At 71.7% G+C, this 12,299-nt stretch carries 14 protein-coding genes; 5 read left to right on the forward strand and 9 right to left on the reverse strand.

The window, feature by feature from the left end; genetic code table 11:
- Nucleotides 1-336, reverse strand: a complete 336-nt coding sequence (locus FB047_RS05195; RefSeq protein ID WP_136586133.1) for a potassium transporter Trk — start codon at nt 334-336, stop codon at nt 1-3.
- Nucleotides 337-546: 210 nt separating this feature from the next.
- Entirely contained in the window at nt 547-903 is a 357-nt protein-coding gene (locus FB047_RS05200) for a sterol carrier family protein (protein WP_136586134.1), read from the reverse strand.
- 179 nt (nt 904-1,082) lie between these two features.
- Here FB047_RS05200 and purD point away from each other — a divergent pair, with 179 nt between their 5' ends.
- Nucleotides 1,083-2,354, forward strand: a complete 1,272-nt coding sequence (gene purD / locus FB047_RS05205; RefSeq protein ID WP_136586135.1) for a phosphoribosylamine--glycine ligase — start codon at nt 1,083-1,085, stop codon at nt 2,352-2,354.
- A 64-nt stretch (nt 2,355-2,418) separates the two neighbouring features.
- Here purD and FB047_RS05210 read toward each other — a convergent pair whose 3' ends face one another.
- The 6 genes from FB047_RS05210 to FB047_RS05235 form a co-directional block, all read right to left on the reverse strand.
- On the reverse strand, nt 2,419-3,351 hold the full coding sequence (locus FB047_RS05210) for a sugar kinase (protein ID WP_136586136.1): 933 nt from the start codon (nt 3,349-3,351) through the stop codon (nt 2,419-2,421).
- The gene (locus FB047_RS05215) at nt 3,348-3,971 is read right to left on the reverse strand and encodes a bifunctional 4-hydroxy-2-oxoglutarate aldolase/2-dehydro-3-deoxy-phosphogluconate aldolase (protein ID WP_136586137.1); all 624 of its coding nucleotides are present in this window, start codon (nt 3,969-3,971) and stop codon (nt 3,348-3,350) included. Before FB047_RS05215 ends, FB047_RS05210 begins: the two co-directional genes overlap by 4 nt.
- On the reverse strand, nt 3,961-5,187 hold the full coding sequence (gene manD, locus FB047_RS05220) for a D-mannonate dehydratase ManD (protein WP_136586138.1): 1,227 nt from the start codon (nt 5,185-5,187) through the stop codon (nt 3,961-3,963). Before manD ends, FB047_RS05215 begins: the two co-directional genes overlap by 11 nt.
- Before the next feature lie 91 nt (nt 5,188-5,278).
- Nucleotides 5,279-6,679: an MFS transporter gene (locus FB047_RS05225; protein ID WP_136586139.1), complete on the reverse strand. Its 1,401-nt coding sequence runs from the start codon at nt 6,677-6,679 to the stop codon at nt 5,279-5,281.
- Between the two features lie 40 nt (nt 6,680-6,719).
- Entirely contained in the window at nt 6,720-7,724 is a 1,005-nt protein-coding gene (locus FB047_RS05230; RefSeq protein ID WP_136586140.1) for a zinc-binding dehydrogenase, read from the reverse strand.
- 70 nt (nt 7,725-7,794) lie between these two features.
- On the reverse strand, nt 7,795-9,315 hold the full coding sequence (locus FB047_RS05235; protein WP_136586141.1) for a mannitol dehydrogenase family protein: 1,521 nt from the start codon (nt 9,313-9,315) through the stop codon (nt 7,795-7,797).
- A gap of 88 nt (nt 9,316-9,403) precedes the next feature.
- On the opposite strand from FB047_RS05235, the gene FB047_RS05240 reads away from it, so the two are divergent.
- Complete coding sequence (locus tag FB047_RS05240) at nt 9,404-10,366, forward strand: LacI family DNA-binding transcriptional regulator (protein WP_136586142.1); 963 nt, start codon at nt 9,404-9,406, stop codon at nt 10,364-10,366.
- 40 nt (nt 10,367-10,406) lie between these two features.
- Here the strand turns inward: FB047_RS05240 and FB047_RS05245 are convergent, their stop codons facing one another.
- Nucleotides 10,407-10,775: a VOC family protein gene (locus FB047_RS05245; protein ID WP_136586143.1), complete on the reverse strand. Its 369-nt coding sequence runs from the start codon at nt 10,773-10,775 to the stop codon at nt 10,407-10,409.
- Between the two features lie 30 nt (nt 10,776-10,805).
- Here FB047_RS05245 and FB047_RS05250 point away from each other — a divergent pair, with 30 nt between their 5' ends.
- From FB047_RS05250 to FB047_RS05260, 3 genes are all read left to right on the forward strand, one after another.
- The gene (locus FB047_RS05250) at nt 10,806-11,399 is read left to right on the forward strand and encodes a class I SAM-dependent methyltransferase (protein WP_240752637.1); all 594 of its coding nucleotides are present in this window, start codon (nt 10,806-10,808) and stop codon (nt 11,397-11,399) included.
- Nucleotides 11,396-11,638: a hypothetical protein gene (locus tag FB047_RS05255; RefSeq protein WP_136586144.1), complete on the forward strand. Its 243-nt coding sequence runs from the start codon at nt 11,396-11,398 to the stop codon at nt 11,636-11,638. Before FB047_RS05250 ends, FB047_RS05255 begins: the two co-directional genes overlap by 4 nt.
- 107 nt (nt 11,639-11,745) lie before the next feature.
- On the forward strand, nt 11,746-12,285 hold the full coding sequence (locus tag FB047_RS05260) for a DUF6611 family protein (RefSeq protein ID WP_136586145.1): 540 nt from the start codon (nt 11,746-11,748) through the stop codon (nt 12,283-12,285).
- The last annotated feature ends 14 nt before the right edge of the window (nt 12,286-12,299 follow it).

Here is a 12,299-nt window from a genome sequence, read left to right on the forward strand (position 1 = left end):
TCAGACCTCGAACTGCTCGTGGTCGACGGTGACCTGACGGGTGCGTCCGCCCAGGGTGCGCTCGAAGATGAGGGCGACGATCGCGGCGAGCGCGACCCCCAGCACCACGCAGATGAGGGCCGTGAAGCCGAAGACCTGCACCTGCGAGTAGACGACCTGCGTGTAGGGGCTCACGTCGGTGCCGTCGATGGCCACGGTGAGGATGAGGGCCACGAGGATGCCGAGGAAGGCACCCGCGGCCAGGAAGACGCCGTACTTGGGGGCGCGGCGCACCGTGACGGTCTCGATATCGTCGCGGACGTACACCGGTCGTTCGGGAGCGGGCTGGTCGGACATACGCATATTGTCCCACCGCAGAACCGCGAGCGGGTCGGGTTCTTCGGCGTCGAGCGAGCCGGCGTCCGCGGCCGGGCGTTCCGCGGACGGCGCCCCTCGCGCGGGCGGGATCCTTCTGCGAGGAGACCGGCTGCGCGCGAGAGGACCCGCGTTCCGCGCGGGTGCCGGGGCATCCCGCGCGTCGGGGTCCGTTCGGGGCGGGGCCGAGGGTTACGGCCGCAGGGGGAGCAGCGCGCTCAGGTCGGCGCGCACACCGGAGGCGATGATGCGGCCGGCGGCCACGGCATCCGCCCAGTGCTCCTGGCCGGTGGCGACGGCGATCCAGGTGGCGGCGTCGGTCTCGACGACGTTGGGCGGGGTTCCGCGCGTGTGGCGCGGGCCCTCGATCACCTGCACGGCCCCGAAGGGCGGCACGCGCATCTCGACCGAGTTGCCGGGGGCCTTCTCGGCGAGCAGCTGCAGCAGGTAGCGCACCGCGGTCGCCGTGGCCGGGCGCGGGGCGTCTCCGGCGGCGACGGCGGCGAGCGCGTCGCGGCCGTCACCGGTCTCGATACGGCGGGGAGGCATGGCATCCACGCTACTCGGGGCGGTGCGCGTCGGCGCCGCGCGCGATGTCAGCGATTCGCAGAACCTCAGCTCCGCCGCGGCCCGCGCGACGGAGGTTGTGCGGATCACGGAGCGTGCGACCGCGCCGGGCCGGGAGACCGCGACCCGAGCCCCGGCCCCGCGCTCGCTAGGCTGGCCGCGTGAGAATCCTGGTCCTCGGTTCGGGCGCGCGCGAGCACGCCATCATCCTCGCGCTGCGCTCGGAGCAGGAGTCGCACGCGATCTTCGCCGCCCCCGGCAACGCCGGAATCGCGCGCGAGGCGCACCTCGTCGACCTCGATCCGCTCGACCCCACCGCCGTGCTCACCTTCGCGAAAGACGAGGCGATCGACCTGGTCGTGGTCGGCCCCGAGGCGCCGCTGGTCGCCGGCGTGGCCGATCCGCTGCGAGCGCACGGCATCCCGGTGTTCGGCCCCGGCAAGGCCGCGGCTCAGCTCGAGGGATCCAAGACCTACGCGAAGCGGATCATGGATGCCGCGGGCGTGCCCACCGGACGCTCCGCGCGCGCGCACGACGTCGAGGCCGTGGCCGCGGCGCTCGACGCGTTCGGCGCCCCCTACGTGGTCAAGGCCGACGGCCTGGCCGCGGGCAAGGGCGTGATCGTCACGAGCGACCGTGACGCCGCCCTCGCCCACGCCGAGACCTACCTGCCCACCGGCGCGGTGCTGATCGAGGAGTTCCTCTCGGGACCCGAGGTCTCACTGTTCTTCCTCAGCGACGGCGATCACGTCGCTCCGCTCAGCCCCGCTCAGGACTTCAAGCGCCTGCGCGACGGCGACGAGGGCCCCAACACCGGCGGCATGGGCGCCTATTCTCCGCTGCCCTGGCTGAGCGACCGCTTCGGCGATGAGGAGACGTTCGTCGACCTCGTCACGCGCGAGATCGCCGAGCCCGTGATCCGGCAGATGGATGCCGAGGGCACCCCCTTCATCGGACTGCTGTACGCGGGGCTCATCCTCACCGAGCAGGGCGTGAAGGTCATCGAGTTCAATGCGCGCTTCGGCGATCCCGAGACGCAGGTCGTGCTGCCGCGCCTGGTCGACCCGCTGTCGCGCCTGCTACTGGCCGCGGCATCCGGAACCCTCGAAGACGAGCCCCGCCCGGCCTTCGCCGAGGCCACCGCGGTGACCGTCGTGCTCGCGAGCGAGGGCTACCCCGAAGCGCCCCTGACCGGGCGCGTGCTCACCGGCCTCGACGAGGCCGAAGAGGTCGACGGCGTCCACCTGGCGCATGCCGCCACGGCCCAGCGCGACGCCGACCTCGTCGCCACGGGCGGGCGCGTGCTGAGCGTGGTCGCGACCGGCACGACCTTCCGCGAGGCGCGCGAGGCGGCCTACGCGGGGCTCGAGCGCATCGGTCTCGAGGGCGGGCAGTTCCGCACCGACATCGCCGCGCGGGTCGCGCAGGACTGACGGCGCTCGTCGGGGCCCGAGCCTTGGTCGGCTCGGTTGCGGCACCCCGCAGCGCCGCCGGGCGTCAGCGACGCACCGGGTCGCCGCCGCCGGCGAGGAAGCGTTCGAGGTCGCGCCGCGTCGGGGCCGCCTCCCAGTCGCCGGGCACGAGACAGGCCACCGCCCCGCAGGCATTGCCCCGGACCAGGGCGTCCGCGGCCGACAGGTCCTCGAGCCAGGCACTGAGGTAGCCGGCGACGAACGCGTCGCCCGCCCCCACCGTGTCGAGGGATTCGATCACGAAGCCGAGCGCCTCGGTCATGCCGTCGGGCGTGAAGACGGCGGCGCCCTCGGGCCCGCGTTTGACGATCACGTGTGCGACGCCCACCGCGAGGAGCGAGGTCACGGCATCCGGTCCCAGCAGCTCGAATTCCTCGACGCCACCGAAGACGAGGGTCGCGCGCTCCGCGATCTCGCGCAGGATCGGTCCCGCGACCTCGGGAGCGGCGAGCGCCGAACGGTAGTTGATGTCGAAGCTCACCGGCACGCCCGCGTCATGGGCCCGCTCGACGACCGCGAGCACGGTGGCGCGGGCGGTGTCGGACAGCAGGGGCGTGATGCCCGTGACGTGCAGCAGCGCCGCCTCCTCGACCCACCCGTCGGGCACATCGGCCTCGCTCACCCGCGACCCCGCCGAGCCGCGGCGGTAGTAATGGACGGCGGTGGATGCCGCGGACGGACGCTCCTTGATCATCAGGCCCGTGGGGGCTCCGGCATCGACGAGGGCGTGGACGTCGACGCCCTCCCCGCGGAGCTCGCGCGCGATCCGCTCGCCCAAGGGGTCGTCACCGACGCGGCCGAGCCACGACGCATCGACGCCGAGGCGCCGCAGCCCCACAGCGACGTTGCTCTCCGCTCCGCCGATGCCGAGCGCGAGCCCCGACGCGTGCCGCAGCGAGCCGATCTCGGTCGTGCGGGCGAGAGCCATGGTCTCGCCGAGGGTGACGACGCGCGTCACGACGCACACACCTCCACGAACTGCGTCGCCCGATCGCGGAGCGCGCCGAGGTCGCCGCCCCGGAACGCGTCGCCGAGCAGCGGCCCACCTACGCTGACCGCTACGGCGCCCGCCGCGAGCCACGCGGCCGCGCCGGCGGCATCCACCCCTCCCGAGGGGACGACGGCGATGTCGGGGAACGGTCCGCGCAGGTCCTTCAGGTACCCGGGGCCGACCTGTCCGGCCGGGAAGACCTTCACCGCCGAGGCGCCCGCCGACCACGAGGCGAACAGCTCGGTAGGGGTGAGGCCACCCGGGACGATCGGCATGCCCGCGGCCACCGCGCGCGCGACGAGGGCCGTCGAGGTGAGGGGTGTCACGACGTAGTCCGCGCCCACCTCGATCGCGCGCTCGAGCTGGTCGAGGTTCGTGACCGTGCCGATGCCGAGGTCGCCGTCGAACGACGAGCGCAGGTCGGCGAAGGCGTCGAAGGTGCCCGGCGTCGTAAGCGTCAGTTCGACGCTCTGCACGCCCGCCCCGGCCAGGGCGGTGAGCACCGGCGCGTAATCCGACGCGGCGGACGCCCGGGCGACGACGACGAGTCTCGACGCGAGCGTGCGGGAGGGAAGCTCACCAGTCATGTACGGTCCCGTCGAGCAGGCGGTTCACGGGCAGGTACGCCTTCGTGTACTCGAAAGCCCCCGCGGCCTCTTCATCGAGCTCGACACCGAGACCCGGCTGATCACCGGGGTGCAGGAAGCCCCGGTCGAACCTGAAGCTCGTCCGGAAGACCTCGAGCGTCTGCTCGTTGTGCGGCATGTACTCCTGGATGCCGAAGTTGTGGATCGCCAGATCCAGGTGCAGGGCCGCGGCCATGCCGACCGGCGAGATGTCGGTGGGCCCGTGGATGCCGGAGCGGATGCCGTAGATCGCGGCGAAGTCGAGCAGCTTCTTCATCGCGGTGATGCCGCCCGTGTGGGTGACGGCCGAGCGCACGTAGTCGATCAGACGCTCGGTGATGAGCGTCTGGTAGTCATACACGGTGTTGAAGATCTCCCCGATCGCGAGCGGAGTCGTCGAGTGCTGGCGGATGAGACGCAGCGCCGTCTGGTCCTCGCCGGGGGTGGCGTCCTCGAGCCAGAAGAGGTCGTAGGGCTCGATGTCCTTCGCGAAGCGGGCGGCCTCGATCGGCGACATGCGGTGGTGACCGTCGTGGAGGATCCGCAGGTCGGTGCCGAACTCCTCGCGGATCTTCGCGAACACGCCGGGCATGTGGTTGAGGTACTGACGGGTGTCCCACGTCTCCTCGGACGGGCGGTCGCCCGAGCGCTTGGCCGGCTCGTAGTCGTAGCGCACGCCGGGCCCGGTCGACGAGACGCCGTAGATCTGCCCGAGGCCGGGAACCCCGGTCTGCACGCGCACGGCGGTGAACCCGAGCTCGCGGTAGCCGGTAATCGCGTTCGAGAGCGCGGCGAAGTCGGTGCCCGAGGCGTGGGCGTAGACGCGCACGCCGTCGCGGCTCGCGCCCCCGAGCAGCTGGTACAGCGGCATCCCGGCCTTCTTGGCCTTGATGTCCCACAGCGCCATGTCGACCGCGGCGATCGCGGCCATGGTCACCGGGCCGCGGCGCCAGTACGCCCCGCGGTAGAGGTACTGCCAGGTGTCCTCGATGCGGTCCTCGTCCCGGCCGATGAGCATCGAGGCGAGGTGGTCGGAAAGGTACGACGCCACCGACAGCTCGCGACCGTTGAGGGTGGCATCCCCCCATCCGACGACACCGTCGCTGGTGGTGACCTTGAGGGTGACGAAGTTGCGACCGGGGCTGGTGACGATGACGTCGACGGACTCGATGCTCATGCGGGGACTTTCTCGAGGAGGTGGGAAGAAGGATGCCGGGCGGGCTCGCCGTCACGAGCCCGCCCGGGGTGCGGGGCATCGGCCCCGCGGGTCACATCGCGGCGCGCGGGTCGGTCAGGTCGCGACCGGTCCACTCGGGGGCGACGATCGCGGCGACCAGCGCCGACGCGGTGAACACGCCCATGAGCACCATGATCGGGACGATGCTGCCGGTCGCGGCGGCCACCCAGGCAGCGGCGACGACCGGGCCGACACCGGTGGCGATGATCGCGGCGACCTCGCGGACGACGGCGGTTAGGGTGTAGCGGTTGCGGGCGCCGAAGATCTCGGGGATCGAGATGTTCTCCATGGATGCCAGACCCAGCACCGAGATGTTGTGGATCAGCGCGTATCCGACGAAGATCGCACCCACCTCGCGGGAGTTGATCAGCAGCAGCGTCGGGACGATGAGCAGCAGCGACAGCGCCGACATGACGATGTACATGCGGCGGCGGCCGAATCTGTCACCGAGGAAGCCGACCACGGGGATGGTGACGAAGCCGATCAGCGACGAGACGATGACGATCTCGGGACCGACCTCCTTCGAGATGGCGAGGGTGATCGTGATGAACGAGATGAGGTAGGTCTGCACGATGCCGGAGTTGCCCGCCTGGCCGAAGCGCAGGAAGAACGACACGAGCACGGCCTTGAGGGGCTTCTTCTGCAGCGACTCGAGCGTGCGGATGTCGTTGGTCTCGGTGGCGACCTTCTGCAGCTCGGCGCGCGAGAGCGCCTTGCCGTCGACGACGTCGGTGCGCTCCTCGAAGACGGGGCTCTCCTTGAGGTTGAAGCGCACCCAGAGGGCGAAGAGCATGATGACGGCGCTGCCGATGAAGGGGATGCGCCAGCCCCACGCGATGACGTCGCTCTCCATCATCACGGCGAGCAGGATCGCCCAGATGCCCGAGGCGAAGAGCGTGCCGCAGTTGGTGCCGAGGGCGACGAGCGAGGCGACGATGCCGCGACGGTTGTCAGGGGCGTACTCGGCCAGCATCACACCGGCGCCCGAGATCTCGGCGCCCGCGCCGAAGCCCTGGGCCAAGCGGAGGATCACGAGGAGGATCGGGGCGAGGATGCCTACCTGCTCGTACGTCGGCAGGACGCCGATCAGGGTCGTCGCGGCCCCCATGAGCAGGATCGTGTAGAACAGCACCTGCTTGCGGCCGATCTTGTCGCCGATGCGGGCGAAGAAGAACGCGCCGACCGGGCGGGCGACGTAGCCCACGCCATAGGTCGCCATCGCGAGGACGACCGCCATCGCTGCATCCCCTCCGGCGAAGAAGATCTGGCTGAAGACGAGGGCGGCGGCAAGCGAATAGAGCTGGAAGTCCATGAATTCCAGCGCGGTGCCGAGCCAACCCGAGACGGCGGCGCGGGCGAGGTCGCCGACCGACCTCTTGGCGACGGGCGTCGACGACGACGCGTCGACGCCGGGGGCGGAAGAGCTGCTCATCGGATTACTCCTTCGTAGTGATGACGTTCGGTGAGGCGGATCAGAGGGAAAGCAGGACCTTGGCGGATGCCGAGGAGTCGCGCGCCGTGGCGAACGCGGCGACCGCGTCGGTCGCGGGGATGACGTGCGAGAGGACCGCGTCGAGCGCGGCGGTCGAGGCCAGGAGGGCGATCGCGTCGTCGATCTCGGTCGAGAACCGGAACGCTCCCCGCACCGTGAGCTCCTTGGCGAGCATCGGGGCGAGGTTCACGCCGATCTCGGCGTCGGGGAGCATGCCGACCTGCACGATCGTGCCGGCGCGGCGCGCGGCGCGGACGGCCTGCGTGAGCGCGACGCCCACGCCGGAGCACTCGAACACGACGTCGAAGGACTCGGGGTCGATGGCGTCGGTGCCGACGAGGAAGGTCTCGGTCGTGCCGAGAGCGCGCGCCCGATCGAGCGGCTCGGGCCGGACGTCGCTGGCGCCCACAACCGCGGCACCCGCGTGCACGGCCGCGGCGACGACGAGCAGGCCGATGGGGCCGGCGCCGATGACCAGGGCGCGTGTGCCGCGCAGGTCTCCCGCGAGGCCCGCGGCGTGGATCGCGACGGCGAGGGGCTCGGCGAGGGCAGCGCGCTCGAGGGAGAGCCCCGCGGGGAGGACGCGGATCATATGCTCCTCGACGACGAGCATCTCGGCGGCCCCGCCCTGACGGTGCGGGAAGCCCGCGGCGCTGCCCAGGTAGTCGCCTCCGGCGCGGAGGTGCGGGCGGTCCTCGAGACCCGCGACGGAGGGGCCGAAGCGGGCGGGGTGGACCGTGACCGGAGTGCCCGGTGCGAGACGCCCGGAGGGGTCGAGGTCGACCTCGGCGGAAAGCTCGTGGCCCGGGGTCAGGGGCTCACGGACGGCGTACTCGCCGTTCTTAAAGTGGAAGAAGTAGTGCAGGTCGGACCCGCAGATGCCGACGTAGCGCACGCGCAGGCGTACCTCGCCCTCGCCCGGCTCGGGGGTCGGGCGGTCTTCCCAGCGGATGTCTTCGGCGCCGTGGATCGCGAGGAGCTTCATCGCGTCTCTCTCCTGTCGTTCTGCGTTTTGAATGCGTCGGGTGGTGGAGCCGTTCGGGGGCGCCCAGGGGTCAGGTCGCGGGGTGCGCAAGGCTGCCGGCCGCCGCGAGGCTGTCGGCGATCGCGCTCTCGACGCCGCGCTGCACGATGAGGTCGACGAGGTCGCCGACCCGGTCGACGAAGGCCGTCCGATGGGCGACGTCGTCGCCGAACAGCCGCAGGCCGACGACGGCGCGATGGGCGAGGTCGCGCCCGCCGCGCGTCGGGACCGCGGTGAGCCGTTCGCGAGCGGGGTCGGTCATGGCCTCGGCGTACGGGCCGGGGTCGAATCCGGCCGGCGGGGCGATGCAGGCGAGGTAGGCGGCGACCGTGAGCGCGATGAGGTGCGGGAACTCGCCGCGGTCGAGGGCGTGGGCGATCGGCCCCGGGATGCGCTGCCCGAGCTTCGCCGATCCGTCGGAGCCGACCTGACTGGTGCGGTGCCCCAGCGCGCTGTTCCCCCACCGAGCGAACAGCTCACGCTCGTACTGCTCGATGTCCACACCGGCCGGGGCGGTGACCGATGGCTCGTACTCGCCGCGCAGGACCGCCGCGGCCGCGGCTTCGATGTCGGCCAGGGCGATGGCATCCGGGATCGTCGGGACCCCCCGCAGCGCGCCGAGGTAGGCGATGAGCGAGTGCGTGCCGTTGAGCAGGCGGACCTTGAGCTGCTCGTAGGCCCCGACCTCGTCGGTGAATACGGCGCCACCAGCCTCCCAGGCGGGACGGCCCCCGGCGAAGCGGTCCTCGATGGCCCACATGGTGAAGGGCTCGGCCGGGACGGGGATCTCATCGCGTACACCGAGGAGTCCGGCGACGCGGTCGGCCAGCGCCGCAGTGGTCGAGGGGACGATGCGGTCGACCATGCTCGAGGGGAAGGTCACAGCGCGGTCGAGGTAGGACAGGGCGTCGGCGCCCTCGGCATCCGCGAGCTCGTGGAGGAACTCACGGACGAGCTTCTCGGTGTGCGTGCCGTTCGACTGGAGGTTGTCGCAGCTGAGGATCGAGAGGGGCGCACCGCCGGCGGCGGCCCGCGCCTGCAGACCCCGGGCGAGCTGACCGATGGTCGAGGTCGGCGCCCCGCCGCGGAGGTCGGCCAGCACCCGCGGGTCGGTCACATCGAGGTGCTGCGTCGCCGACGAGTAGCTGTACCCGTTCTCGGTGACGGTAAGTGTGACGACGCGCGTCGAGGGGGCGGCGAGATCGGCCACGACCCGGGCCGGGTCATCGGCGGCGACATAGGAGTCGGTGTGGACCCCGGGGATGTCGAGCGTCGTCCCCCCGGGCGAGATTGTCGCGACGGCGTAGAGGTGATCCTGGGCGTGCAGCGCATCCACGACCCGGTGCGACCGGGAGGCCACGCCGACGATGCCCCAGTCCCCGCCCTCGGCGCGAAGAGCGGCCGCGGTGTAGACCGCCTGATGGGCCCGGTGGAAGCTGCCGAGGCCGAGGTGCAGGATGCCGGCGGCGCCCGGGACCGGGGGAAGGGCGACCGACGACAGGGTGCGACGCAGGCGAGCGGTCGGTCTGGAGGGATCGTCGGTGATCGGCATACAAGCAGTGTGATGTGTTTGTACAAACTTGTCAATTGTTTTCAGTTCGGTATGCACGAAGATGGAACGACTGCACGAAGGAGCACGAATGGCGGCCACTCTCACCGACGTGGCCCGGCACGCCGGGGTCTCGATCGCCACAGCCTCGCGTGCCTTCGGCGAGCCCGACCGCCTCGCTCCGGCGACGCTCGAGCGGGTGCGCGTCGCCGCGGCCGAACTCGGCTATGCAGCGTCACAGGTGCCGACGGGGGCGCGCACGATCGCCGTCCTCGTCCCGGATGCCGCCAACCCCGTCTATGCGACCCTCCTCAAGGCCATCCAGGGGCAGGCGTGGCACGGGCGCCACCGGATCGTGCTCTACGACGCGGACGAGGACCTGCGCCGTGAGCGCGAGTCCATCGAACTCGCAGGCAAGGCGGATGGCCTGCTGTTGTGCTCCCCTCGTCTCCCCGAGGACGATGTGCTCGCCCTGATCGGCGACACCCCGCACGTCGTGATCAACCGCCTCATCCCCGGCGCCGTCTGCGTGATCATGGACGCCGAGCGGGGCCCTAGCCAGGCGGTCGAGCACCTCGCCGCCCTCGGCCACGCGCACCTCGCCTACGCCTCGGGCCCGCACGGCTCATGGGCCGATGACCAGCGCGCCCGCACCGTCGCCCGGGCCTGCGAGCAATTCGGCATCCGCCTCACCCGTCTGAGCAATCACGCCGCGTCCATCCAGGGCGGTCGCGCGAGCGCCGCCGCGGCCATCGCCAGCGGTGCCACCGCCGTGATCGCCTACAACGACCTCGTCGCCCTCGGCCTGGAGGCCGGTATGGGCGAGCTCGGGCGGGTCTGTCCCGACGACGTGAGCATCGTCGGAATCGACGACATCGAACTCGCCGGCGCCGTGACCCCGAGCCTGACCACGGTCCGGATGCCGATCGCCCGGTCGGGCGCCCTGGCGGTGGAGCTGCTGCTGCAATCGATGGGCAGCACGGCGCCCCACGAGATCGCGGTGCTCCCCTCGGAGCTGATCGTCCGCGGATCGACCGCCCCGCCCCGGGACTGACGGCGAGGCGTTCGCGGAGCGACACCGACCTCCCGCACTTTCACCTCGACGCCCCTTCCCGCACGAGCAGCACCTGGAACCCGTCCGGGTCGAGGAACGCCGAGGCGTTGTGCTGCCAGTACGGGTTCGCCGGCGTGGTCTCGCGGCCCGCGAGACGAGCCGCGGTGCACTGCAGCTCGGCGTCGTCGAGGTACAGCACGAGCAGGGATTCCGGGTCGGGCGTCGGAGCGGCCTGACCGCCGCCCGACGTGAACTCGAGGTGCGCCCCCGTTCCGGGGAGATCGAAGAAGACCCCGTCGTACCCCGCGTGATCGCGGAACTCCCCCCGCACGGGCAGGCCCAGGTCGTCGCGATAGAAGCGCACGATCTCGGGGAGGCGATCGGTGTGACGTGCGAAGCGAACCTGCATGGGCCCATTCTGAGCGCGTAGCCTCGGTCGGTGTCCCCTTCCCCCGCCTACGACGCACGAGCCGACGAGTACATCGCGGCGCTCGGAACGATGGATGCCGTGCACCCGGTCGACCGCGCGATCGTCGACGCGTGGGCCGCGGGGCTCACGGGCCCGGTGCTCGACGCCGGCTGCGGTCCCGGCCACTGGACGGCGCATCTCGCCGGCTCGGGCCTCGACGTGCGCGGCGTCGACCTCGCGCCGCGCTTCGTGGAGCACGCGCGAGCAGCTCACCGCGGCATCCGTTTCGACGTCGGCACCATCGACGAGCTCGAGGAGGCCGACGGCGGGCTCGGCGGCATCCTGTCGTGGTTCTCGACGATCCACCACGCGCCCGACGCCGTCTCGACGCCCCTGCGCGAGTTCGCACGCACGATCCGTCCCGGCGGGGGTCTGCTTCTCGGCTTCTTCGTCGGGAGGGTGCTCGAACCCTTCGATCACGCCGTCACGCGCGCGTGGCGGTGGCCGGTCGACGACCTGTCGGAGAGGGCGGATGCCGCGGGCTTCGACGTCGTCGAGACGCACACGCGCGCGACGCGGGACGCTCGGCCGGTCGGCACCCTGATCGCCGAGCGACGCGCGTGAGCGCAGGTGTCGTCATCGTGCGCGCCGGACCGGCTGACGCCGCCGCCATCGCCCGCTTCCAGGTCGCGGCGTGGCGGGAGCGCGACCGCCTCATCCGTATGCGAACCGTCAGGACCCGCCGTCCGACGGCGGGCGGTGGAGAGCATGAAGACGTGATCGAGACCGACCTTTGCGACCTCTCCCCCGTCCGCCCCGTCGAGGCCGAGAACGAGTCCGGGGTGATCCTCGGCTACAACTGAGCGTCATCCTCACGGGGCGACGGACGACGCCGTCCCCGTGAATCCGAGGGCGTATGGCTTCCGCGAGGAAAACCGAACCGCGGGGGAAGCGAGACCACGATGACGACGTGCAGTTCTCCGACAACGCTTCTCCCTCCCTCTCGAGCGGCGAGTGGGGGTCGTACGAGCGGCGCTTCAGCGCGCACGGTCTGACCGTCGAGCACCTTCGGGTGCTGCCGCCCGACGCGAGGGCCGACGACCGCCTGCGGTGGAGCCTCACCGCGATCTGGCCCGTCGTGGGCTTCTTCCTCGGCATCGCCGTGTCCGTCGCGACTCACCGGATCGCCTCGGTGGAGGTCGGCGTCGCGGCCGGCTTCGTCGCGTGGATCGCACCCTGGCTCTGGCTGGCGTGGAGCAGTCGCGCTTTCACGCGTGAGATCCGCGAGGAGTGGCGGATCGGCAGCGCAGGATCCTGGGCGCTGGACGACTCCCCCCTTCGGGAGCGGGCGAGGCGCCTGATGGCGGCGAGCAGCGGGAAGCGGACGCCCGAGCGGGATGCGATCCTGCGACCGGTCTGGATCAGCGTGTACGCGGAGATGGGGGGCGCCGACTCCGAGGGCGCCGCGCGCCGTCGCGGGGAGGTCGGGGACCGGCTCCTCCACGGCTGACGATGCCGGTCGCG

Origin of the sequence: Microbacterium hydrothermale, assembly GCF_004854025.1 — a bacterium.
Taxonomy (GTDB): Bacteria; Actinomycetota; Actinomycetes; order Actinomycetales; family Microbacteriaceae; genus Microbacterium; species Microbacterium hydrothermale.